The organism is Pseudomonas putida, from assembly GCF_009883635.2.
Classification (GTDB): Bacteria; Pseudomonadota; Gammaproteobacteria; order Pseudomonadales; family Pseudomonadaceae; genus Aquipseudomonas; species Aquipseudomonas putida_W.
Genome location: NZ_CP026115.2, coordinates 2,752,429 through 2,775,495, shown reverse-complemented (window position 1 = coordinate 2,775,495; position 23,067 = coordinate 2,752,429). Strand labels below are relative to the sequence as shown.

24 protein-coding genes and 1 pseudogene are annotated in these 23,067 nt (G+C 62.9%); 16 read left to right on the top strand and 9 right to left on the bottom strand.

The window, feature by feature from the left end:
* Window positions 1-60: 60 nt before the first annotated feature.
* Both C2H86_RS12555 and C2H86_RS12550 read left to right on the top strand, forming a co-directional pair.
* Entirely contained in the window at window positions 61-420 is a 360-nt protein-coding gene (locus tag C2H86_RS12555) for a cupin domain-containing protein (RefSeq protein WP_159412763.1), read from the top strand.
* 85 nt (window positions 421-505) lie between these two features.
* Window positions 506-709, top strand: coding sequence for a hypothetical protein (locus tag C2H86_RS12550; RefSeq protein WP_159412762.1), 204 nt, complete (start codon window positions 506-508; stop codon window positions 707-709).
* Between the two features lie 71 nt (window positions 710-780).
* On the opposite strand, the gene rpmG is transcribed toward C2H86_RS12550, so the two are convergent.
* On the bottom strand, window positions 781-936 hold the full coding sequence (gene rpmG / locus C2H86_RS12545; RefSeq protein WP_003253507.1) for a 50S ribosomal protein L33: 156 nt from the start codon (window positions 934-936) through the stop codon (window positions 781-783).
* An 11-nt stretch (window positions 937-947) separates the two neighbouring features.
* On the bottom strand, window positions 948-1,184 hold the full coding sequence (gene rpmB / locus C2H86_RS12540) for a 50S ribosomal protein L28 (RefSeq protein WP_003253504.1): 237 nt from the start codon (window positions 1,182-1,184) through the stop codon (window positions 948-950).
* A 361-nt stretch (window positions 1,185-1,545) separates the two neighbouring features.
* Here rpmB and C2H86_RS12535 point away from each other — a divergent pair, with 361 nt between their 5' ends.
* Entirely contained in the window at window positions 1,546-3,135 is a 1,590-nt protein-coding gene (locus C2H86_RS12535; protein WP_159412761.1) for an ABC transporter substrate-binding protein, read from the top strand.
* Between the two features lie 61 nt (window positions 3,136-3,196).
* On the opposite strand, the gene radC is transcribed toward C2H86_RS12535, so the two are convergent.
* Window positions 3,197-3,877 (bottom strand): RadC family protein, encoded by a 681-nt coding sequence (gene radC, locus C2H86_RS12530; RefSeq protein WP_159412760.1) that lies wholly within the window; start codon window positions 3,875-3,877, stop codon window positions 3,197-3,199.
* Between the two features lie 128 nt (window positions 3,878-4,005).
* Between radC and coaBC the strand changes: the two genes are divergently transcribed.
* The 4 genes and pseudogenes from coaBC (at window position 4,006) to argB (ending at window position 8,127) form a co-directional block, all read left to right on the top strand.
* Window positions 4,006-5,217 (top strand): bifunctional phosphopantothenoylcysteine decarboxylase/phosphopantothenate--cysteine ligase CoaBC, encoded by a 1,212-nt coding sequence (coaBC, locus tag C2H86_RS12525; RefSeq protein ID WP_159412759.1) that lies wholly within the window; start codon window positions 4,006-4,008, stop codon window positions 5,215-5,217.
* 5 nt (window positions 5,218-5,222) lie between these two features.
* Window positions 5,223-5,678, top strand: a complete 456-nt coding sequence (gene dut / locus C2H86_RS12520; protein ID WP_103448479.1) for a dUTP diphosphatase — start codon at window positions 5,223-5,225, stop codon at window positions 5,676-5,678.
* Between the two features lie 136 nt (window positions 5,679-5,814).
* Window positions 5,815-7,188, top strand: a pseudogene (locus C2H86_RS12515) (phosphomannomutase/phosphoglucomutase); the annotation flags it as partial.
* Window positions 7,189-7,218: 30 nt separating this feature from the next.
* Window positions 7,219-8,127 carry an acetylglutamate kinase gene (gene argB, locus C2H86_RS12510; RefSeq protein WP_110639898.1) on the top strand — a complete coding sequence of 303 codons (909 nt, stop codon included), beginning with the start codon at window positions 7,219-7,221 and terminating at the stop codon, window positions 8,125-8,127.
* A gap of 69 nt (window positions 8,128-8,196) precedes the next feature.
* Here the strand turns inward: argB and pyrE are convergent, their stop codons facing one another.
* Window positions 8,197-8,838: an orotate phosphoribosyltransferase gene (pyrE, locus tag C2H86_RS12505; RefSeq protein WP_008091580.1), complete on the bottom strand. Its 642-nt coding sequence runs from the start codon at window positions 8,836-8,838 to the stop codon at window positions 8,197-8,199.
* A gap of 80 nt (window positions 8,839-8,918) precedes the next feature.
* On the opposite strand from pyrE, the gene C2H86_RS12500 reads away from it, so the two are divergent.
* Window positions 8,919-9,698 carry an exodeoxyribonuclease III gene (locus C2H86_RS12500; protein WP_008091582.1) on the top strand — a complete coding sequence of 260 codons (780 nt, stop codon included), beginning with the start codon at window positions 8,919-8,921 and terminating at the stop codon, window positions 9,696-9,698.
* 61 nt (window positions 9,699-9,759) lie between these two features.
* Here C2H86_RS12500 and rph read toward each other — a convergent pair whose 3' ends face one another.
* Window positions 9,760-10,482: a ribonuclease PH gene (gene rph, locus C2H86_RS12495; protein ID WP_103448475.1), complete on the bottom strand. Its 723-nt coding sequence runs from the start codon at window positions 10,480-10,482 to the stop codon at window positions 9,760-9,762.
* 205 nt (window positions 10,483-10,687) lie between these two features.
* On the opposite strand from rph, the gene C2H86_RS12490 reads away from it, so the two are divergent.
* Window positions 10,688-11,551: a YicC/YloC family endoribonuclease gene (locus tag C2H86_RS12490; RefSeq protein WP_085676482.1), complete on the top strand. Its 864-nt coding sequence runs from the start codon at window positions 10,688-10,690 to the stop codon at window positions 11,549-11,551.
* 13 nt (window positions 11,552-11,564) lie between these two features.
* Window positions 11,565-12,185: a guanylate kinase gene (gmk, locus tag C2H86_RS12485; protein ID WP_159412757.1), complete on the top strand. Its 621-nt coding sequence runs from the start codon at window positions 11,565-11,567 to the stop codon at window positions 12,183-12,185.
* A gap of 35 nt (window positions 12,186-12,220) precedes the next feature.
* On the opposite strand, the gene C2H86_RS12480 is transcribed toward gmk, so the two are convergent.
* The 3 genes from C2H86_RS12480 to C2H86_RS12470 form a co-directional block, all read right to left on the bottom strand.
* Window positions 12,221-13,759 (bottom strand): APC family permease, encoded by a 1,539-nt coding sequence (locus tag C2H86_RS12480; protein WP_159412756.1) that lies wholly within the window; start codon window positions 13,757-13,759, stop codon window positions 12,221-12,223.
* Between the two features lie 117 nt (window positions 13,760-13,876).
* Complete coding sequence (locus C2H86_RS12475; protein WP_159412755.1) at window positions 13,877-14,632, bottom strand: gamma-glutamyl-gamma-aminobutyrate hydrolase family protein; 756 nt, start codon at window positions 14,630-14,632, stop codon at window positions 13,877-13,879.
* 4 nt (window positions 14,633-14,636) lie between these two features.
* Window positions 14,637-16,019 (bottom strand): glutamine synthetase family protein, encoded by a 1,383-nt coding sequence (locus tag C2H86_RS12470; RefSeq protein ID WP_159412754.1) that lies wholly within the window; start codon window positions 16,017-16,019, stop codon window positions 14,637-14,639.
* Between the two features lie 206 nt (window positions 16,020-16,225).
* Here C2H86_RS12470 and C2H86_RS12465 point away from each other — a divergent pair, with 206 nt between their 5' ends.
* The 5 genes from C2H86_RS12465 to C2H86_RS12445 all read left to right on the top strand — a co-directional run bounded on the left by C2H86_RS12465 (window position 16,226) and on the right by C2H86_RS12445 (window position 20,919).
* On the top strand, window positions 16,226-17,098 hold the full coding sequence (locus C2H86_RS12465; RefSeq protein WP_159412753.1) for a LysR family transcriptional regulator: 873 nt from the start codon (window positions 16,226-16,228) through the stop codon (window positions 17,096-17,098).
* A gap of 204 nt (window positions 17,099-17,302) precedes the next feature.
* The gene (gene rpoZ, locus C2H86_RS12460; RefSeq protein ID WP_016394025.1) at window positions 17,303-17,566 is read left to right on the top strand and encodes a DNA-directed RNA polymerase subunit omega; all 264 of its coding nucleotides are present in this window, start codon (window positions 17,303-17,305) and stop codon (window positions 17,564-17,566) included.
* A gap of 59 nt (window positions 17,567-17,625) precedes the next feature.
* The gene (gene spoT / locus C2H86_RS12455) at window positions 17,626-19,734 is read left to right on the top strand and encodes a bifunctional GTP diphosphokinase/guanosine-3',5'-bis pyrophosphate 3'-pyrophosphohydrolase (protein ID WP_159412752.1); all 2,109 of its coding nucleotides are present in this window, start codon (window positions 17,626-17,628) and stop codon (window positions 19,732-19,734) included.
* Window positions 19,735-19,757: 23 nt separating this feature from the next.
* A complete protein-coding gene (locus tag C2H86_RS12450) occupies window positions 19,758-20,138 on the top strand; it encodes a RidA family protein (protein ID WP_043199829.1) in 381 nt (126 codons plus the stop codon).
* A 55-nt stretch (window positions 20,139-20,193) separates the two neighbouring features.
* Window positions 20,194-20,919: a hypothetical protein gene (locus C2H86_RS12445; protein ID WP_159412751.1), complete on the top strand. Its 726-nt coding sequence runs from the start codon at window positions 20,194-20,196 to the stop codon at window positions 20,917-20,919.
* A 137-nt stretch (window positions 20,920-21,056) separates the two neighbouring features.
* Here the strand turns inward: C2H86_RS12445 and C2H86_RS12440 are convergent, their stop codons facing one another.
* Window positions 21,057-21,914 (bottom strand): SDR family oxidoreductase, encoded by an 858-nt coding sequence (locus C2H86_RS12440; protein ID WP_159412750.1) that lies wholly within the window; start codon window positions 21,912-21,914, stop codon window positions 21,057-21,059.
* A 191-nt stretch (window positions 21,915-22,105) separates the two neighbouring features.
* On the opposite strand from C2H86_RS12440, the gene exbB reads away from it, so the two are divergent.
* Complete coding sequence (exbB, locus tag C2H86_RS12435) at window positions 22,106-23,065, top strand: tonB-system energizer ExbB (RefSeq protein ID WP_159412749.1); 960 nt, start codon at window positions 22,106-22,108, stop codon at window positions 23,063-23,065.
* Window positions 23,066-23,067 lie beyond the last annotated feature (2 nt).

The following is a 23,067-nucleotide window of genomic DNA, read 5'->3' as shown; positions in this document are numbered from 1 at the left end:
CACGAACAGCCTAAAAGCCTACTGATGTGCATTTTATTAAACAACAACAGGAGCCGCACCATGAGCATCGACAGCATCATCGACTTCGCCCAGGTTCTCACCGAGGCCGAACGCTACCGCCCTGCGGCGGAAAAAATCCTCAAGGGCGAGCCGGACCAGGCTGTCTACAACCACTATTCCAGCCCATGCGGGCAGTTCGCCGCGGGCGTCTGGGAAGGTGAGGTGGGGCAATGGACGGTGAGCTACACCGAGCATGAGTATTGCGAGATCGTCCAGGGTGTTTCTGTGCTGCGCGACCAGGATGGCGGGGCCAAGACCCTGCGTGCCGGTGATCGGTTTGTCATCCCGGCAGGCTTCAAGGGCACCTGGGAAGTGCTGGAGCCATGCCGCAAGATCTATGTGATGTTCGAGCAGAAGTAACTATGTAGCACCGGCGCCTTCACCGGCTAAGTGAGGATGATTCCCGCCCACATCGGGCCATTCTCACCAAAAAAGGTAATGCGCCATGGACAATGAAGAAGTGCTGCAAGCGCTCGCCTATCTGATCGGCACTCCCTACGAACCCTCGGTAAAAGGCATCATCACCGAAATCACTGGCCGTGCTCGCGTCGTAGGGCCCAACGAAATCAGAACCTTGGAGTTCGACATCAACCGGATTCACATCCGCACAGATGCCAACCAAATCATCCAGGGCTTCAGCTTCGCCTGACCTTGCCTTTGCTGTAGGCATAAAAAAACCCGCGCCCTTTCGGATGCGGGTTTTTTTAGGTCGCCGATCAATTACTTGATCTTGGCTTCCTTGTACACCACGTGCTTGCGAACAACCGGATCGTATTTCTTGATCTCGATTTTGTCCGGGGTGGTGCGCTTGTTCTTGTCAGTGGTGTAGAAGTGGCCGGTACCGGCACTCGAAACCAGACGGATCAATTCACGCATGATGTTCTCCCTTAAACCTTGGCGCCAGCTTTACGGATATCAACCAGAACGGCGTCGATGCCGCGCTTGTCGATGATACGCATGCCTTTGGCGGATACGCGCAGACGCACGAAACGCTTCTCGGATTCAACCCAGAAACGGTGGTGCTGCAGGTTCGGCAGGAAACGACGACGGGTTTTGTTGTTTGCGTGGGAAATGTTGTTCCCGGTTACTGGACCCTTACCAGTAACTTGACAGACTCTCGACATGACTCAGCCCTCTAAAACCACATGCCCAACCCGGCATGGGTTGGCCGCTTAATCTCTCAGTCTTTGGCGCCAGGCGCCGTGATTCTGGAGGTCTTATCGACCGGATCCGCTGATGCGACAGGCCGAGCCCCTAGAAAAGAGCGCTGCTTTATACCAGAAAGACTACGCCGCAACAACAGAAGATGAGCATTCGTGTGCTGCAAATAGCGCGCGAGCAGCATAGCGACTCGCCCGCCGCGCTGTCGACCGCTCGTCGCCAAGCAACTGAAAAAGAAGGTGGTCATTTCCGAAAACGCGCACTAGGGTAGGACGTTTCCAGACTGCGCCGGCAGATGGGCCATTGACCAGCCAAGGAGCCACCATGCGTGCTGCCGCCCTTTCCTTATTGTTCACCTCCTTGTTTGCCGCAGGCGTGGCCCAGGCCGCCCCGTTGAGTGTCTGCACCGAGGCCAGCCCCGAAGGCTTCGACGTGGTCCAGTACAACTCGCTGACCACTACCAACGCCTCGGCCGACGTCCTGATGAACCGCTTGGTCGAGTTTGACGCGGGCCAGGGCAAAGTGGTGCCGAGCCTGGCGCAGAGCTGGACGGTGTCGGCCGATGGCCTGACCTACGACTTCAAGCTGCGCGACGGAGTGAAGTTCCACACCACGCCCTACTTCAAGCCCACCCGTGAACTGAACGCCGACGACGTGCTGTTCAGCTTCCAGCGCATGCTCTACCCCGCTCACGCCTGGCACAAGACCGCGCCGGGTGGCTACCCGCACGCCCAGTCGCTGCAACTGGGCAGCCTGATCAAGGCGATCGAGGCCCCGGAGCCAAACACCGTGCGTTTCAGCTTGACCCACGCAGACGCCACCTTCCTGGCCACCCTGAGCATGGGCTTCGCGTCGATCTACTCGGCCGAGTACGCCGACAAGCTGCTCAAGGAAGGCAGCCCGGAAAAACTCAACAGCCAGCCGATCGGCACCGGCCCGTTCGTGTTCCAGCGTTTCCAGAAGGATGCCGTGGTGCGCTACCGCGCCAACCCGGATTACTTCGACGGCAAGCCGGCAGTCGACCCGCTGATCTTCGCCATCACCCCCGACGCCAACGTGCGCCTGCAGAAGCTCAAGCGGGGCGAATGCCAGGTGGCCCTGTCGCCCAAGCCGGTGGACATCGCCGAAGCCGGCAAGGACGGCAACCTCAAGGTCGCCACTACCCCGGCATTCATGACTGCCTTCGTCGCCATCAACAGCGAACATCCGCCGCTGGACAAGCCTGAAGTGCGCCAGGCGATCAACCTGGCCTTCGACAAACAGGCCTACCTCAAGGCCGTGTTCGAAGACACCGCCACCGCTGCCAACGGCCCCTACCCGCCCAACACCTGGAGCTACGCCAAGGACCTGCCCGGCTACCCGCTGGACCTGGTCAAGGCCAAGGCGATGCTGGCCAAGGCCGGCCTGGCTGATGGTTTCAGCACCACCATCTGGACCCGCCCGTCGGGCAGCCTGCTCAACCCCAACCCGAGCCTGGGCGCGCAGATGCTCCAGGCCGACCTGGCGAAGATCGGCATCAAGGCCGAGATCCGTGTGATCGAGTGGGGCGAGCTGATCCGCCGGGCCAAAGCCGGCGAACATGACCTGCTGTTCATGGGCTGGGCCGGCGACAACGGCGACCCGGACAACTTCCTCAGCCCGCAGTTTTCCTGCGCGGCGGTAAAGTCAGGGACCAACTTCGCACGGTTCTGCGATGACCGCCTGGACCAGCTGATCAGTGCCGGGCGCACCACCAACGACCAGAGCGTGCGAAGCCGGCTGTACCAGCAGGCGCAGACCTTGATCCAGCAGCAGGCACTGTGGGTGCCACTGGCGCATCCGACGGCGGCGACGCTGTTGCGCCAAGGGGTCGAGGGCTACCAGGTGAGCCCGTTCGGGCGGCTGGACTTCAGCAAGGTCTCGGCGACCAAGTAACCCTGCTCCGGCCTTTTCGCGGGCGAGCCCGCGAAGAGGCCGGCACAGGCAACGCAAAGGCCTATGCCACAATCCACCCATGTTCGACCATCGACAGCGGCTCGCCGTCGCCGATGATGATGTGATCCAGCACCCGTACATCGATCAACCCCAATCCCCGCTTCAGCGACAGCGTCAGGTGCACATCATCCTGGCTCGGCTCACTGTTGCCCGAAGGATGGTTGTGGCACAGGATCAGAGCCGCCGCGTTGTGCTGCAGCGCCCGGCGCACCACTTCGCGCGGGTAGACACTCGCACGGTCTATCGTGCCCCTGAACAGGATCTCGAACGCCAGCGGCCGGTGCTTGGTATCCAGAAACAGACAGCCGAACACCTCGCTCACTTCATGGCGCAGCATGGACTTCAGATAGCGTCGCACCGCAGCCGGGCTGTCCATGACCGACTCGCGTTCGATAGAAGTGGCCAGGTGCCTGCGCCCGATCTCCAGCAATGCCTGCAACTGGCTGTACCTCACCGGGCCCAGCCCAAGCTCACCGACGAAGGCTTCACGGTCGGCTTCCAGCAACTGACGCAAGCCGCCGAACTTCACCAGCAGACCTCGCGCCAGCTCCACGACATTGCGCCCACGCACGCCAGAGCCGAGAAACACGGCCAGTAACTCCGCATCGGTCAGGCTGCCAGCCCCGCGCTGCAACAACTTCTCCCTCGGCCGCTCTTCAGCTGGCCACTCCCTGATATTCATCCCTGCTCCCTGCCCTTGCTGCGGCCCGTTTCGGCCCTGTGTTAATCTATTTCGCTTCGCACATGCGACGTTCTGCCGCAGGCATTTTCAAACGTCGCCGCCCGCTCTCACTGGAAAAAGGCAAGCCTATGCAGCGGCTGTATCGCAAGCGCATCGTTCTCGGCGTCGGAGGTGGCATTGCCGCCTACAAAAGCGCCGAGCTGATTCGCCGACTCCTGGAGCACGGCGCGCAGGTGCGCGTCGTCATGACCCGCGGTGGTGCAGAATTCATCACCCCGCTGACCCTGCAGGCGCTGTCCGGCCACCCGGTGCACATGGATCTGCTCGACCCTGCCGCAGAAGCGGCCATGGGCCACATCGAACTGGCCAAGTGGGCCGACCTGGTACTGATCGCCCCGGCCACCGCCGACCTCATGGCGCGCCTGGCCCAAGGCATGGCCGACGACCTGCTGACCACCCTGGTGCTGGCCACCGACGCCACCGTGGCCGTGGCCCCGGCGATGAACCAGGCGATGTGGCGCGACCCGGCCACGCAAGACAATCTCGAACTGCTCAAGCGCCGTGGCATCCAGGTGTTCGGCCCGGCCTCGGGCAGCCAGGCCTGTGGCGACGTGGGCCTGGGCCGCATGCTCGAAGCCACCGACCTGGCCTGGTGCGCCGCAGAAAGCTTCAAGCGCCAGGCCCTGACCGGCAAACATGTGCTGATCACCGCCGGCCCGACCCAGGAAAACATCGACCCGGTGCGCTACATCACCAATCATAGCTCCGGGAAGATGGGCTTCGCCCTGGCCGAGGCGGCCGCCGAAGCCGGTGCTCGGGTGACCCTCGTCACCGGCCCTGTGCACCTGCAGACCCCCGACCGCGTGCAGCGTATCGATGTGGTCAGCGCACGGGACATGCTCGCAGCCTGTGAAGCCGCCATGCCGTGCGACCTGTTCATCGCGTCCGCAGCGGTCGCGGACTACCGCCCAGAGGTGGTTGCCCCGCAAAAGCTCAAGAAGGATCCTACGACCGGCGACGGCATGCTGCTGCAGATGGTGCGCAATCCCGATATCCTTGCCACCATCGCTGGCCGTGCCGACCGCCCGTTCAGCGTCGGCTTCGCCGCCGAAACCGAACACTTGCTCGATTACGCCACGCGCAAGCTCAAGGACAAGAACCTCGATCTGATCGTCGCCAATGATGTGGCCAACCCCAGCATCGGCTTCAACAGCGAGGAAAATGCCCTGACCGTGATCGACCGCCAGCAGCACCAGACCCTCTTCGCGCAGACCAGCAAGGGCAAGATCGCCCGGCAACTGGTCGCCTTCATCGCCGAACGGCTCAATCAGGTTCAATAAGTTACATGCACGCTCTTCAAGCCAAGATTCTCGACCCACGCCTGGGCAGCGAATTCCCGCTGCCGCAATACGCCACACCAGGCTCCGCCGGCCTCGACCTGCGCGCCTTGCTGAAAGAGGACACCGTCCTCGAGCCGGGCCAAACCCTGCTGATCCCGACCGGCCTGTCGATCTACATTGGCGACCCGGGTCTTGCGGCCATGATCCTGCCGCGCTCGGGCCTGGGCCACAAACACGGCATCGTGCTCGGCAACCTGGTCGGCCTTATCGACTCGGACTACCAGGGCGAACTGATGGTGTCGTGCTGGAACCGTGGCAACACGCCGTTCACCATCGCCGTCGGCGAGCGCATCGCACAGCTTGTCCTCGTTCCTGTGGTACAAGCGCATTTCGACATCGTCGAGAGCTTCGACGAGAGCCAGCGTGGCACGGGCGGCTTCGGCCATTCCGGTAGCCACTGAGCCGACCGACGACCGTTCAGGCCAAGGATGGCGAACTCTCTGGCGATTCCACCGTCCAAGCGTTCAGTTTGCGCCTGCCCAGACAAGCCTTTGATTAATGGAGCTTCCCGAGATGAACGACATGGCCCACCTGGTCCCGGCACTGCCGGAAAGCATCTTCCGCGCCTATGACATCCGCGGCGTGGTCGGCAAGACCCTGCACGGCGAAACCGCCTACTGGATCGGCCGCGCCATCGGCGCGCAGACCATTTCCCAGGGCGAACCGCAGATTTCCGTAGGCCGCGATGGCCGCCTGTCCGGCCCGATGCTGGTCGAGCAGCTGATCAAGGGCCTGGTCGACGCCGGTTGCCAGGTCAGCGATGTCGGCCTGGTGCCGACCCCGGCGCTGTACTTCGCCGCCAACGTGCTGGCCGGCAAGTCGGGCGTTATGCTCACCGGCAGCCACAACCCGTCGGACTACAACGGCTTCAAGATCGTCATCGCTGGCGATACCCTGGCCAATGAGCAGATCCAAGCCCTGCTGACCCGCCTGCAGACCAACGACGTGCCGCGCGGCAAAGGCAGCGTGCAGAAGGTCGAGATTCTCGAGCGTTACTACCAGCAGATCGTCGACGACGTGAAGCTGGCGAAAAAGCTCAAGGTCGTGGTCGACTGCGGCAACGGTGCCGCTGGCGTGATCGCGCCACAGCTGATCGAAGCCCTGGGCTGCGATGTCATCCCGCTGTTCTGCGAGGTGGACGGCAACTTCCCCAACCACCACCCGGACCCGGGCAAGCCGGAAAACCTCGAAGACCTGATCGCCAAGGTCAAGGAAACCGGTGCCGACATCGGCCTGGCCTTCGACGGCGATGGTGACCGCGTGGGCGTGGTGACCAACACCGGCAGCATCGTCTACCCAGACCGCCTGCTGATGCTCTTCGCCCTCGACGTGCTGGAGCGCAACCCAGGCGCCGAGATCATCTTCGACGTCAAATGCACCCGCCGCCTGACCCCGCTGATCGAACAGCATGGTGGCCGCGCGCTGATGTGGAAGACCGGCCACTCGCTGATCAAGAAGAAGATGAAACAGACCGGCTCGCTGCTGGCTGGCGAGATGAGCGGGCACATCTTCATCAAGGAGCGCTGGTACGGTTTCGACGACGGCATCTACAGCGCCGCGCGCCTGCTGGAGATCCTCAGCAAGGCCTCGCAGAACGCCGAAGACCTGTTCGCCGCCTTCCCGAACGATATTTCCACGCCGGAAATCAATATTGATGTGACCGACGAGGGTAAATTCAGCATCATTGATGCACTGCAACGCGACGCCCAGTGGGGCGATGCCAACCTGACCACCATCGACGGTGTGCGGGTCGACTACCCGAAAGGCTGGGGCCTGGTCCGCGCTTCCAACACCACGCCGGTGCTGGTGCTGCGTTTCGAGGCTGAAAGCGACGCCGAGTTGCAACGTATCAAGGATGTTTTCCGTGCCCAGTTGCTGCGGGTTGCCCCTGAGCTGCAACTGCCGTTCTGACCGACTATCTGTTCCTTACAGGAGCCCTGCATGACCCTCGATCGCGATGCCGCTTCCCATGTAGCCGAGGTTTTGTCCGAAGCACTGCCTTACATTCGCCGCTTTGTCGGCAAGACCCTGGTGATCAAGTACGGCGGCAACGCGATGGAGAGCGAGGAGCTCAAGACCGGCTTTGCCCGGGACATCGTGCTGATGAAAGCCGTGGGCATCAACCCGGTGGTCGTGCACGGTGGCGGCCCGCAGATCGGTGACCTGCTCAAGCGCCTGTCGATCGAGAGCCACTTCATCGATGGCATGCGCGTCACCGACGCCGCGACCATGGACGTGGTGGAGATGGTCCTCGGCGGCCAGGTCAACAAGGACATCGTCAACCTGATCAACCGCCACGGCGGCAGCGCCATCGGCCTGACCGGCAAGGACGCCGAGCTGATTCGTGCGAAGAAGCTCACCGTCACCCGCCAGACCCCGGAGATGACCCAGCCGGAAATCATCGACATCGGCCACGTCGGCGAAGTGGTCAGCGTCAACACCGACCTGCTGAACATGCTGGTGAAGGGCGACTTCATCCCGGTGATCGCGCCAATCGGCGTGGGCGCCAACGGTGAGTCGTACAACATCAACGCCGATCTGGTGGCGGGCAAGGTGGCCGAAGCACTGAAGGCTGAAAAGCTGATGCTGCTGACCAACATCGCCGGCCTGATGGACAAGCAGGGCCAGGTCCTGACCGGCCTGACCACCGAGCAGGTCAATGAACTGATCGCCGACGGCACCATCTACGGCGGCATGCTGCCGAAGATCAAGTGCGCACTGGAAGCGGTCCAGGGCGGCGTCAACAGCTCGCACATCGTCGACGGCCGCGTGCCGAACGCGGTGCTGCTGGAGATCTTCACCGACAGCGGCGTCGGCACTTTGATCACCAACCGCAAGCGTCACGCATAACCGGCACCGGCAGAAACAAAAAAGGCGACCCTCTCACGAAGGTCGCCTTTTTTCGTTAACGGGCCAGGATCAGATCCCGTACTGCGCCCGATAGGCTTCCACAGCCGGCAGATGCTGCTTGAGCTGCGGGTCGTCCGCCAGGAACTCCAGTACCTGGGTCAACGAAACGATGCTGACCACAGGAATACCGAAGTCACGCTCCACTTCCTGGATCGCCGACAGCTCGCCATTGCCGCGCTCTTCGCGGTTCAGCGCGATCAGCACGCCAGCGGCCTTGGCCTGCTGGGCGTTGATGATCTGCATCACTTCGCGAATCGCGGTACCGGCAGTGATCACGTCGTCGATGATCAGCACGTCACCGGCCAGCGGTGCGCCCACCAGGCTGCCGCCTTCGCCGTGATCCTTGGCTTCCTTGCGGTTGAAGCACCACGGCACGTCGAGCTGATGCTGATCTGCCAGGGCCACCGCAGTGGTTGCTGCCAGGGGAATACCCTTGTAGGCCGGGCCGAACAACACGTCGAACGGGATCTTGCTGTCGACGATGGCTGCCGCGTAGCAACGGCCCAGTTGCGCAAGGGCGGAACCGGTGTTGAACAGGCCGGCATTGAAGAAATACGGGCTGGTACGGCCCGATTTCAGGGTGAACTCACCGAAGCGCAGCACGCCGCGATCGATGGCAAAACGGATGAAGTCGCGCTGATACGGCTGCATGTAAGGTCCCGGACACCACGGATTTAGCTAAATGGGTTGAGCTCGGGTATCATACACGCACGAGATTTTTGGGGCCATTTATGCGGATCATCAGTGTGAACGTGAATGGCATTCAGGCTGCGGCCGAGCGTGGATTGCTCAGCTGGCTGCAAGCCCAGAATGCCGACGTCATCTGCCTTCAGGATACCCGCGCCTCGGCCTTTGAACTCGACGACCCAGCTTTCCAGCTCGATGGCTATTTCCTTTATGCCTGCGACGCGGAGGTACCCGCCCAAGGTGGCGTGGCACTGTACTCGCGCATGCAGCCCAAGGCAGTCATCACCGGCCTGGGTTTCGAGACAGCCGACCGCTACGGGCGTTATCTGCAAGCAGATTTCGACAAAGTCAGTATTGCCAGCCTGCTGCTGCCTTCGGGTATGAACGGCGACGAAGACTTGAACCAGAAATTCAAGTTGATGGACGACTTCGCCAAGTACCTGGACAAACAGCGTCGCAAGCGTCGCGAATACATCTATTGCGGCTCGTTCTACGTGGCGCAGCAGAAGCTTGACATCAAGAACTGGCGTGACAGCCAGCAGTCGCCGGGCTTCCTGCCGCCAGAACGGGCGTGGATGGATGCGATCACCGGCGACATGGGCTATGTCGATGCCTTGCGCGAAGTCAGCCGTGAAGGCGACCAGTACAGCTGGTGGCCGGACAACGAACAGGCCGAGATGCTCAACCTGGGCTACCGGTTCGACTACCAGATCCTCACCCCGGGCCTGCGCCGCTTCGTGCGCAATGCCCGCCTGCCGCGTCAGCCGCGCTTCTCCCAGCATGCGCCGCTGATTGTCGACTACGACTGGACGTTGACCATCTGAGCCCTGCTCAGACACAAAAAAGCCGACAGTGATGTCGGCTTTTTTGTGTCTGTAGGAACAGTCAGTCGGCCAATGCGGCGTTCTGCAGTTCGAAGATTTCGCTCATGCCCTTTTGCGCCAGCGCCAGCATGGCGTTGAAGTCTTCAGGCTGGAACGGCGCACCTTCGGCAGTGCCCTGTACTTCGATGAAACCACCGGCGCTGGTCATGACCACGTTGAGGTCGGTTTCCGCAGCGGAATCTTCCAAGTAGTCCAGGTCGAGTACCGCTTCGCCCTGGTACATGCCCACCGATACGGCAGCGATCATGTGCTTGAGCGGGTTGCCGGCCTTCAGGCCACCGCGCTTCTTGATCACGGCCAGGGCGTCGCACAGGGCGACCATGGCGCCAGTGATCGAAGCGGTGCGGGTGCCGCCATCGGCCTGGATCACGTCGCAGTCGATGTACAGGGTGATGTCACCGAGCTTGCTCATGTCCAGGGCGGCGCGCAGCGAACGGCCGATCAGGCGCTGGATTTCCAGGGTGCGGCCACCTTGCTTGCCACGGCTGGCTTCGCGCTGGTTACGCTCGCCGGTGGAACGCGGCAGCATGCCATACTCGGCGGTCAGCCAACCTTGGCCCTGGCCTTTGAGGAAGCGCGGTACGCCGTTTTCGACGCTGACCGTGCAGATGACCTTGGTGTCACCGAACTCGACCAGTACCGACCCTTCGGCGTGCTTGGTGTAGTTGCGGGTGATGCGGATCGAGCGGAGCTGATCGGCGGCGCGACCACTTGGACGTTTCATCTGGGATACCTGTACTGGGACTTTGAATCTGCCCGCCATTATAGTGCCCGTCGCCCCCAGAGGACATGCCTATTGTCGCGCCCCCGGCAGCCTGTCGCCTTTTCCCACTCACTGGCACGTGCTCTGTAACATGGGCGGATTGGGCGTCACGTGCGCACTGCGCTACAATCGCGCGCCTTCAATTCATTTACGCGAGGTACTTCCCATGGTGCACAGCATGACCGCTTTTGCTCGTGTCGAGCGCGCAGGCAGCCAAGGCACCCTGGTCTGGGAACTGCGCTCGGTCAACCACCGTTACCTTGAGCCTCACCTGCGCCTGCCGGACGCCCTGCGCGACCTGGAAGGCGCGGTACGTGAAGGTCTGCGCCAGGGCCTGTCGCGCGGCAAGGTCGAATGCACCCTGCGCCTGCACGAAGACAGCAACGGCAAGCCGCTCAAGGTCGACCGCGAGCGCGCCGCGCAGCTGGTCGCCGCCGCTGAGGAGGTGGCCGGCCTGATCAAGCAGCCGGCTGCACTCAACCCGCTGGAAGTGCTGTCCTGGCCGGGCGTGCTGGTGGCCGACGCCACTGACCCCCAGGCCCTGAACGCCGAAGCCGTGGCGCTGTTCGACGAGGCCCTGGCCGAGCTCAAGGCCGGGCGCCTGCGCGAAGGCCAGGAGCTGGCCCGGCTGATCAACGAACGCCTGGACAACATGACCACCGAGGTCACCACCCTGCGCGCCCTGGTGCCGCAGATGCTCGCCGCCCAGCGCCAGAAGATCATCGACCGATTCGGCGACCTCAAGGCCGAGCTCGACCCGCAGCGCCTGGAGCAGGAAATGGTGCTGCTGGCACAGAAGAGCGACGTCGCCGAGGAACTCGACCGCCTCAGCACTCACGTCAACGAAGTGCGCCGGGTGCTCAAGTCCGGCGGTGCCGCCGGCCGGCGCCTGGATTTCCTGATGCAGGAACTCAACCGAGAAGCCAACACCCTGGGCTCCAAGGCCTTCGACCCACGCAGCACGCAAGCGGCGGTCAACCTGAAGGTGTTGATCGAACAGATGCGTGAACAAGTACAGAACATCGAGTAAGGCCACCCCGACCATGAATCAAAGCAGCGGCACCCTATATATCGTTTCGGCACCGTCCGGCGCCGGCAAGACCAGCCTGGTCACCGCCCTGATCAAGGCCGACCCGCGCGTCAGCGTCTCGGTCTCGCACACCACCCGCGCCATGCGCCCGGGCGAAGAACACGGCGTGAACTACCACTTCGTCAGCCATGACGATTTCAAGGGGCTGATCGCCAAGGGTGACTTCCTCGAGCACGCCGAAGTGTTTGGCAATTTCTACGGGACTTCACGCAGTGCGCTGCAAGAGGTGCTGGACCGGGGCAACGACCTGATTCTGGAGATCGACTGGCAAGGCGCCCAGCAGGTGCGCAAGTTGATGCCCGAGGCACGTTCGGTGTTCATCCTGCCGCCGAGCCAGCAGGCCCTGCGCGAGCGCCTGGATGGCCGTGGCCAGGACAGCGAAGAGATCATCGCCGGGCGCATGAAGGAAGCGGTCAGCGAGATGGTGCACTACGACGAGTATGAGTACGTCATCATCAACGACGACTTCGGCGTGGCGCTTGAGGAGTTGAAAGCGGTATTCGTGGCCAACCGATTGCTGCTGAACAAGCAACAGCAACGTTACAGCGGGCTGCTGAAAGAACTGCTCGCCTGATACACCGAAAGGGGCCGCTTTGCGGCCCCTTTGCATTAGTCCTGCAGTGGCAGGGTGGCCTGCTGACGCAGGGTAGCCCCGAGGAAGTAAGCCGGCGCACGCATCCGCGAGATCATCATCAGCACGATCCCCAGTGCCGAAATGATCGCCGCAATCACGAACACCAAGCCCAGCCCGGCCACATGCGAGCCGCTGCCAAAGTCCGGCGAGGCGCTGTCGATGGCCGTGCGCACGAAGATTACCGACAGGATCACCCCTCCCACCAAAGGGCACAGGCCGCGCATGAAGAAGTGGCGCAGGCTGCCGAACAGGCTGTCACGGAAGTACCAGACGCAGGCGAACGCCGTCAGCGAATAGTAGAAGCAGATCATCATGCCCAGCGCCGTGATGGTGTCTGCCAGCACGTTCTCGCTCAGGGTACGCATGGTCACGTAGAACAGGCCTGCCGCCACACCGGCGCAAATGGTCGCGTAACGCGGCGTTTGCGAACGCGGGCAGACGCTGGCGAATTTCTGCGGCACCGCGCCGTAGTAACCCATGGCCAGCAGCGTGCGCGCCGGCGACACGAAGGTCGACTGCAGCGACGCCGCGGTACTCGCCAGCACCGCGATCGACATCAGGATCGCCAACGGCCCCATCACCGGCCCCGCCAGGTGTGCGAACACGTTTTCCTGGATGCGCGGGTTGTTCAGGCCCAGGCCTTGCTCGCTGATGCCGGCGAACTGCAGGGTGGCAATGGCGGTAACCAGGTACAGGCCAAGGATCAGCAGCACCGTCCAGGTGGCCGCCTTGCCCGGCACCTCGTCACTGCCAACCGACTCTTCGCTGACGGTCAGGCACACGTCCCAGCCCCAGAAAATGAAGATCGACAGCGACAGCCCCGCGGCAAAGGCCGAGAACGACTCGACACCGAACGGGTTGAACCAGGCGAAATCGAACTCCAGCGGTGGCGGCGCGGTGGTGCCGCCGAAGGCCGCGAAGGCAAAGCCGAGCAATACCATCAGCTGCAGCGCCACCAGCCCGTATTGCACGGTCATGGTGGTGGCCATGCCGCGGCAGCAGATCCACACCGCCATGGCGATGAACACGCAGCAGGTGGTGATGTTGATCAACAGGTTGTCGGCCAGCGCCGCCAACTCATGGTGGCCGGTGATCTGGCTGAGGAACAGATAGAAGAAGTCGACGGCAACACCCGCCAGGTTGGACAGCACGATGGTGGTGGCCACGACCAGCCCCCAGCCACCGATCCAGCCGATCATCGGGCCAAAGGCGCGGGCCGACCAGGTAAACGAAGTGCCGCTGTCCGGCTCGGCCGAATTCAGCTCGCGGTAGCCCAGGGCAACCAGCAGCATCGGCAGGAAGCCGACAATGAACACGGCGGGAAGATGAGCACCGACCTCACGTACGGTCGGGCCAAGGGCGCCGGTCAGGGTGTAGACCGGGGCGATGGTGGAAATGCCCAGCACCACGCTGGCCAGCAGGCCAAGTCGGCCCTTGGCCAAGCCTTTGCTGCGCTGAGTGCTGCCCGAGTCGGCCACATCGGGTGGGCGGCCGGCTTCTGTGTAATTGCTCATGAGTTTTTGCCGTAACTATTGGAATTGTTTTCACAGGCCCTGTTCCCAAGGCCTGCTTCCACTCATTGAAAGCGCGCTGCCGGGGGTGAGTCATCCCGGACTTTTGGCTGACTTCTGTCAGACCTCCCGTGCAGCATGGGCAATACAGGCCTCGCGGAACGCCTGGAAAAGGCTCCGGGAGACCGGGTTGTCGGCGAAACGCCATTCAGGGTGCCACTGCACGCCAAGTACAAAGCCCGGCGCGTCAGGCATCGACACTGCTTCGATCAGGCCATCCGGGGCCCGTGCCTCGACCCGCAGGCCTGGGGCCAGGCGGTCGATGCCCTGGCTGTGCAGCGAGTTGACCTCGAACTGCGCAGCCAGGCCCAGGCGCTCGAACAACCCGCCAGGCGCAACGCTGACGGGATGACGAGGGCCGTATTGCACCTCCAGGGGTGCATCCTCAGGTTCACGATGGTCCATGTAGCCGGGCAGCTCATGCACACGCTGGTGCAAGCTGCCGCCCAAGGCCACGTTCAGTTCCTGGAAGCCACGGCAGATGCAGAACACCGGCACGCCGGCGGCAATCGCCGCCTGCAGCAGCGGTAGGGTCAGCCGATCACGGGCAAGGTCGTGCCGGGTCCCTTCGGCGCTGGCGGCGCCATTGTAATGATGCGGCTCGATATTTGAAGGCGAGCCGGTAAAAACAATACCGTCGAGCTGGGCCAGCAGCGCCTGAGTATCACTGCCGCCGTCGCGGGCCGGCAGGATCAGCGGCAATCCGGCGAAGCCGGCGGCCTCCACGTACTTGTCGCCCACCGTGTGCGACGAGTTCTTCCCCACCTGCTGACGGCAGGCGCTGATACCGATCAAGGGGACCGCAATTGCGCTCATGGGCTTACACCGTGTGCAGGTACCAGTTGTACTCGAGGTCGGAAATCGAAACTTCGAACTCGGCCAGCTCACTTTCCTTGCAGGCCACGAAGATATCGATGTAGTCCGGGCTGATGTATTGGTTGAGGACTTCACTGTCATCCAGCGCACGCAGGGCGTCGCGCAGGTTGTTCGGCAGGCTCTGCTCCAGCTGTTCGTAGGAGTTGCCTTCGATCGGTGCACTTGGCTCGATCTTGCTGGTCAGGCCGTGGTGAATGCCGGCCAGGATGGCCGCCAGCATCAGGTACGGGTTGGCATCGGCGCCGGCCACGCGGTGCTCGATGCGCACGTTGTCGCTACTGTCGGTCGGTACGCGCACGGCCACGGTGCGGTTGTCCAGGCCCCAGCTCGGCGCGTTCGGTACGTAGAACTGCGCACCGAAGCGGCGGTAGGAGTTGATGTTCGGGCACAGGAAGGCCATCGACGCCGGCATGGTCTCGAGTACACCGCCGATGGCGTGGCGCAGGGCGTCGCTTTGCAGCGGGTCTTCATTGGCGAAGATGTTCTTGCCTGTTTTCTTGTCCAGCAGCGAGATGTGCACGTGCAGGCCGTTGCCCGCCTGGCCCGGGTAGGGCTTGGCCATGAAGGTGGTGTCCATTTCATGGTCGTAGGCGACGTTCTTGATCAGGCGCTTGAGCAGGATCGCATAGTCGCAGGCCTTCATCGGGTCGGCGACGTGGTGCAGGTTGACCTCGAACTGCGCCGGGGCACTTTCCTTGACGATGGCATCGGCAGGCAGGCCTTGCTCCTTGGCCGCTTCGAGCATGTCCTGCAGGCAGTCGGCGTATTCGTCGAGGTCGTCGATCAGGTACACCTGGGTCGACTGCGGGCGCTTGCCCGAGATTGGCGAGCGGGGCGGTTGCGGGCGACCGTTGAGGTTGTCCTGGTCGATCAGGTAGAACTCCAGCTCGAACGCGGCGCAGATATCCAGGCCCATGGCGTCGAACTTGCTCACCACCTGGCGCAGCACTTCGCGCGGGTCGGCGAAGAACGGCTCACCGTCGAGTTCGTGCATGGTCATCAGCAGCTGTGCGGTCGGGCGCTTCTGCCACGGCTCGTCGGACAGCGTGCCGGCAATCGGGTAGCAGATGCGGTCGGCGTCACCGATGTCCAGGCCCAGGCCGGTGCTTTCCACGGTCGAGCCATTGATGTCGAGGGCGAACAACGAGGCCGGCAGGTTGATACCTTTCTCGTACACCTTGTGCAGGCTGGCGCGCTCGATGCGCTTGCCGCGTACCACGCCGTTCATGTCGGAAATCAGCAGATCGACGTACTGCGTATCCGGATGGGCCTGAAGGAAGTCATTCATCTCGCTGGAAGTACTGGCGCACGGGGTGACCGACGTCATGGCTTACATCCTATGATTTGCTGCGGCGATGTGGGGGATACGGCTGGCGCCTCACGGGCGACGATGGTTGCAGCTGTTGTTCTTTTCACTTTCCCATCGTGGGGATTGGTTGCCCGACCGGGCGCATTGATTCCCGGGGGCCGTTTCACTATAAAATGGCCCTCACGCAACAGACATTGGCAATTCGGCAAGCAGAGCGTGCACCAATGCAATATCAGATTACCCACGCCGACCTCTCCCTGGTCCTGGCACTGGAACGCGGGCGCTCACTGGCCAAGGCCGCCGAACTGCTCAAGGTCGACGTTTCGACCGTGTTCCGCTCGATTCGCCGGCTGGAGTCGGCGCTGGGCACCGCGCTGTTCGTGAAAAGCCGCAAAGGCTACCTGCCGACGGACACGGCCCAGGCCCTGGCCGAGCAGGCCGAGCGCGCTGAACAGGCGCTGGATGCCGCACGCATCGCCATGACCAGCGGCGAGCAGGTGGTCAGCGGCACCGTGCGCCTGACCTGCACAGAGGCAGTGATGCACAGCCTACTGCTGCCGGCGCTGGCGGCGTTCATGCCGAACTACCCGGCGTTGTCGCTGGAGATGGGCACCTCCAATACCTTCGCCAACCTCAGCCGGCGCGATGCCGACATCGCACTGCGCCTGACCAATACGCCGCCGGAGCATCTGGTGGGTCGTTGCCTGGGTTCCACATCTTATGTGATCTGCGGTCAGCCGCAGTGGCGCGAGCGCCTGAACGAGTCGGCCAGCAGCGTGCCGTGGATCGCCCCGGACGATTCCATGCAGGACCACCCCACCGTGGTCTGGCGCAACCAGCAATTCCCAGGGCTGAGCCCGCGCTACCAGTGCAGCGGCATGTCGACCATCGCCCAGCTGGTGAGCACCGGGCTGGGCGTGGCGGCATTGCCCGACTATATGGTGCATGCGCTGCCGGGGGTCGACGCGTTGAGCGGGCCGCTGCCAGGCTGCGATACCCAGCTGTGGCTGCTGACGCGGCCGGATTGCCGGGCGTTGCGCTCGGTGCAGACGCTGTTCGAGGAACTGACGCCGCGGTTGCGGGATGCGATGCTCTGAGGTTATCGTCAGAAGCATGCATCGAGGGTGTCTGTTCCGGCCCTTTCGCAGCTGAAGCCGCTCCCACAGGGTACGGTGATACGCAGGCCTGACGAGGTAGCCGACAAAACAGCGCTTCCCTATTGGCTGGTGATTTTTTAAACTATCGAGTCCGCCTGCCCATATTGGGCTGCACGCCTACCGCATTTGCTACTGAGGAAGACCATGGCCCGCGTAACTGTTGAAGACTGCCTGGAACACGTGGATAACCGTTTTGAGCTGGTCATGCTCTCGACCAAGCGCGCCCGTCAGCTGGCTACCGGCGGCAAAGAGCCACGCGTAGCGTGGGAAAACGACAAGCCGACCGTGGTCGCCCTGCGCGAAATCGCCGAAGGTATCGTTACCCCTGAGTTCATCGCCGCCGAAGAGATCGTCACCGAGGATCCGGTCTTCGCCGCGTTCGAGGACGAGTCCAACGAGGCTGTCTGATCGATGCCCTGTCGACGTCGCGCGGCACAAGGCCCTCTTCCTCGGCAAGAGGTGAAACCATGCCGGGCATAGAAGCCTTAGCCGAACGGCTGTCGACCTACCTGGGCCCCGAACAGGTCAACCTGGTTCGCCGCGCCTATTTCTACGCCGAACAGGCACACGACGGGCAGCGCCGCCGCAGCGGCGAGCCCTACGTGACCCATCCGCTGGCCGTAGCCAGCATCCTCGCCGACATGCACATGGACCATCAGAGCCTGATGGCAGCCATGCTGCACGACGTGATCGAAGACACCGGCATCGCCAAGGAAGCCCTCTGCCAGCAATTTGGCGAGACCGTGGCCGAACTGGTCGATGGGGTCAGCAAGCTGACCCAGATGAACTTCGAGACCAAGGCCGAGGCGCAGGCCGAAAACTTCCAGAAGATGGCCATGGCCATGGCCCGCGATATTCGCGTGATCCTGGTCAAGCTGGCCGATCGCCTGCACAACATGCGCACCCTGGAAGTGCTGTCTGGCGAAAAACGCCGGCGCATCGCCAAGGAAACCCTTGAGATCTACGCCCCCATCGCCAACCGCCTGGGGATGCACACCGTGCGCGTGGAGTTCGAGGACCTCGGCTTCAAGGCCATGCACCCGATGCGTTCGTCGCTGATCCACCGGGCGGTGAAGAGCGCACGCGGCAACCGTAAAGAGATCGTCGCCAAGATCGAGCACTCGCTGGCCAACTGCCTGGCCGCAGACGGTATCGAGGGCGAGGTCAGCGGCCGGCAGAAACACCTCTATGGCATCTACAAGAAGATGCGTGGCAAGCGCCGCGCCTTCAACGAGATCATGGACGTGTACGCCTTCCGCATCATCGTCGACAAGGTCGACACCTGCTACCGCGTGCTCGGCGCCGTGCACAACCTGTACAAGCCGCTGCCCGGTCGCTTCAAGGATTACATCGCGATCCCCAAGGCCAACGGCTACCAGTCGTTGCACACCACGCTGTTCGGCATGCACGGCGTGCCCATCGAAATCCAGATCCGCACCCGCGAGATGGAAGAGATGGCCAACAACGGCATCGCCGCACACTGGCTGTACAAGTCCAACGATGACGAGCAACCCAAGGGCAGCCATGCCCGGGCGCGTCAGTGGGTCAAGGGCATCCTCGAGCTGCAGCAACGTGCCGGCAACTCGCTGGAATTCATCGAAAGCGTGAAGATCGACCTGTTCCCGGACGAGGTCTACGTGTTCACGCCCAAAGGCCGGATCATGGAGCTGCCCAAAGGCTCTACCGCCGTCGACTTCGCCTACGCGGTGCACACCGACGTTGGCAACAGCTGCATCGCCTGCCGCATCAACCGCCGCCTGGCACCATTGTCCGAGCCGCTGCAGAGCGGCTCGACGGTGGAAATCGTCAGCGCCCCGGGCGCACGGCCGAATCCGGCCTGGCTCAATTTCGTGGTCACCGGCAAGGCGCGCACGCACATTCGCCATGCCCTCAAGCAGCAGCGCCGCTCCGAGTCGATCAGCCTCGGCGAGCGCCTGCTGAACAAGGTGCTGACCGGTTTCGACAGCAGCCTGGAGAAAATCCCCCAGGAGCGTATCCAGGCGATTCTCGCCGAGTACCGCCTGGAGCTGATCGAAGACCTGCTCGAAGACATCGGCCTGGGCAACCGCATGGCCTACGTGGTCGCCCGCCGCCTGCTGTCGGCCGAAGGCGAGCAGCTGCCGGCGCCGGAAGGTCCGCTGGCGATCCGCGGGACCGAAGGCTTGGTGCTGAGCTACGCCAAGTGCTGCACGCCGATCCCGGGCGACCCGATCGTCGGCCACCTGTCAGCAGGCAAGGGCATGGTCGTGCACCTGGAAAATTGCCGCAACATCAGCGAAATCCGCCATAACCCAGAGAAGTGCGTGCAGCTCTCCTGGGCCAAGGACATCGCTGGCGAATTCAATGTCGAGCTGCGTGTCGAGCTTGAACACCAGCGCGGCCTGATCGCCCTGCTGGCCAGCAGCGTCAACGCTGCCGACGGCAACATCGAGAAGATCAGCATGGACGAACGCGACGGCCGTATCAGCGTGGTCCAACTGGTGGTCAGCGTGCACGACCGTGTGCACCTGGCGCGTGTGATCAAGAAGCTGCGTACCTTGACCGGCGTGGTCCGCATCACCCGCATGCGTACGTAGTCCGCCAACCGCAAGGAGTCATCATGAGCAAGACCGTAATCAACAGCGACAAGGCCCCTGCCGCTATCGGCACCTACTCCCAGGCGATCAAGGCCGGCAACACCGTCTACATGTCGGGCCAGATCCCGCTGGACCCGAAGACCATGGAACTGGTCGAAGGCTTCGAAGCCCAGACCGTGCAGGTGTTCGAGAACCTCAAGTCCGTGGCTGAAGCAGCTGGCGGTTCGTTCAAGGACATCGTCAAGCTGAACATCTTCCTCACCGACCTGAGCCACTTCGCCAAGGTCAACGAGGTGATGGGCCGCTACTTCGAACAGCCCTACCCAGCCCGCGCCGCCATCGGCGTTGCTGCACTGCCGAAAGGCGCCCAGGTCGAAATGGACGCCATCCTGGTCATCGAATGATGCCCCTGGTGACGGGCGCCCTGCCCGTCACCCTCCTCTGCAAGGTTATCCCGTCATGCGTCAAGCACTGCCCCTCGCGCTGGCAGCCCTGCTTCTGGGCGGCTGCGCCAGCCACAAACCCGAAGATTTCAACGGTACCTGGATCAACCAGGACGCCATCAAGGCCGCCATCAAGGGCGACAGCCTGCGCCAAGCCCTGAACGAACACGGCCCGGTCTTCGAGTGGAAGCTCGATGTGAGCAGCCAGCGAGCCAGCTACAGCAATGGCTTCGAGGCGGCCGACGGCCAGCTGAGCGCCAACGACAAGCAATGGCAGGCCAGCTTCCCAGGCGGCCAGACCGAATTGCTGGCACTCGACGGCGACGAGCTCGAAGCCACCGACCAGAGCGGCGCCAAGCAGACCTTCGTGCGCGCCAAGCAACCTGGCAATACGCCGCTGGGTGGCAGCTTCGAGAAGGCGCTGTACCAGGCCTACCTCGGTGGCGACTGGAAGATCATCGAAGGTCAGGGCAAGGGCGCCACCGTACACTTCAGCGATACCGGCAACGTCACCGGCCTGCCAGGCCCTGACCGTTTCGCCCTGTGCCTGGCCGGCGACTGCGCCAGCATGGGTGGCAACAACGACAGCCTGTGGCTGGAGCGTAATCAGCGTGGCGCGCCGTTCATCTTCAAGCGTGATGGCGACAAGCTGGCGATCTTCCAGGCGGTGAACACTGCCCATGCGGACGAGATTCCGCAGCTTGCAGCCGGCACACAGCAGTGGGTGCTGGAGCGGGACTGAAGACCGCTCTCAAACCGAACGCTGCCCCTGTAGGAGCGGGCTTGTCCCGCGAAGAAGACCCCGCGGAGCCTGGCACCGGCTTTGCCGGTGTTCGCGGGGCAAGCCCGCTCCTACAAAAAACCAGCCAAGCGGCGAATTCAGCGTTTGCCCGCCAGAATCGCCGCATAGCCTTCCTTGTAGCTCGGATACTCCGGCGCCCAGCCCAACGCCCGCACCCGGGCATTGCTGCAACGCTTGCTGCCCGTACGGCGCACCCGCTGCTCATCGGACCACTCGGTAACCCCCATGTACGCGCGCAGCCAAGCCACCACATCGGCCAGCGGCGCCGGGTCGTCGTCGACACCGATGTAGCAATCCTCCAGCGCCACACCATCGGCATCGGCCTGCAGCAGGAACGCCATCAGGCTTGCGGCATCCTCGGCATGAATCCGGTTGCCATACAGCGGCGGCTCCTCGGCGACCCGATACCCTTGCCGTACCTGGCTCAGCAGCCACTCGCGACCCGGGCCGTAGATGCCGGTCAGGCGAATCACGCTTGCAGGCATGCCACTGGCCAGCGCCAACCCTTCGGCCTCAAGCATCACCTTCCCGGAATAACCTTCAGGTTCGGTGGGTGCGGTTTCGTCGATCCATTCGCCTTCCTTTTGCGCGAATACGCTGCTGCTGGAGACGAACAGCAAGCGCCGTGGGCGCTGACCGCGCTCGGCCAGCCACGTCAGCACATGGCGCAAACCGTCGACGTAGGCGGACTGATAACCCGCCTCATCGTGCTGGCTGGCGGCTACGCAATACACCAGGTAGTCCGGCGAGCGTGGTGGCCAGGCCTGGGGGATGCCGGGCTCGGAAAGGTCGGCGGCGATCGGGTGAACACCTTCTGGAAGCTGCTCGACCGAGCGACGCAAGCCACTGACTTGCCAACCCATAGCCAGCAACTGAAGGGCGAGTCGGCTACCTACATCACCACACCCCACGATTACCGCTGAAAGATCTGACATTCACGTAGCCCTTTTCTTAAAGGCTCACACTATAGGGATTACACGATCAGCGGCTAGACCAAAGGTGAAAAAAGCAACAAGATTACTTTTGTTAACAAGAATTACTTGCAATAATGGCACCCCTATCTGTTCTCGGCCGATCTCGAGGCCTTGGAGAACGCACACTTTCTTCTTCATCAGGTCCGGCCAGCATGACACGTACTCAACCTTCCGCTTCGCCAACCCCGTCGCGCGCCTGGCGCGCCATCGCCGCGCTGATGTTCAGCCTGGTGCTGGCCCCGGTGGCCATGGCCGATGAGCCTGCCGCCAACGCCGCTACCCCGGCTGCCGCTGCCGCTCCGGCCACCCCGGCACCGGCTGCTGTCGAAGGCCAGGCCGCAACGCCGGTCGAAGCGCCTGTCGCCGCCGACCCGGCGGTCCAGGAACTGGTTGAAGACACCTCGCTGGGCATGGCCCACGACCTGTCCCCATGGGGCATGTACAAGAACGCTGACATCGTCGTCAAAATCGTGATGATCGGCCTGGCTATCGCCTCGATCATCACCTGGACCATCTGGATCGCCAAGGGCTTCGAGCTGATGGGCGCCAAGCGCCGCCTGCGTGGCGAAATCGCCGCGCTGAAGCAGTCGGTGAGCCTCAAAGAAGCCAGCACCGTCTCCAATAAAGAAGGAACCCTGGCCCACACCCTGGTCCATGATGCCCTCGAAGAGATGCGCCTGTCGGCCAATGCCCGCGAGAAAGAAGGCATCAAGGAACGCGTCAGCTTCCGCCTGGAGCGCTTGGTAGCCGCCAGCGGTCGCGCCATGAGCAACGGCACCGGCGTGCTCGCCACCATCGGTTCCACCGCGCCGTTCGTCGGCCTGTTCGGTACCGTGTGGGGCATCATGAACAGCTTCATCGGCATCGCCAAGACCCAGACCACCAACCTGGCCGTGGTTGCCCCAGGTATCGCCGAGGCCCTGCTGGCCACCGCCCTGGGCCTGGTCGCAGCGATCCCGGCCGTGGTCATCTACAACGTCTTCGCCCGCTCCATCGCCGGCTACAAGGCACAGGTGTCCGACGCCTCCGCCCAGGTGCTGCTGCTGGTCAGCCGTGATCTGGACCACCAGGGTGGCGACCGCGCCGCCCCGCACATGGTGAAAGTGGGGTAAAC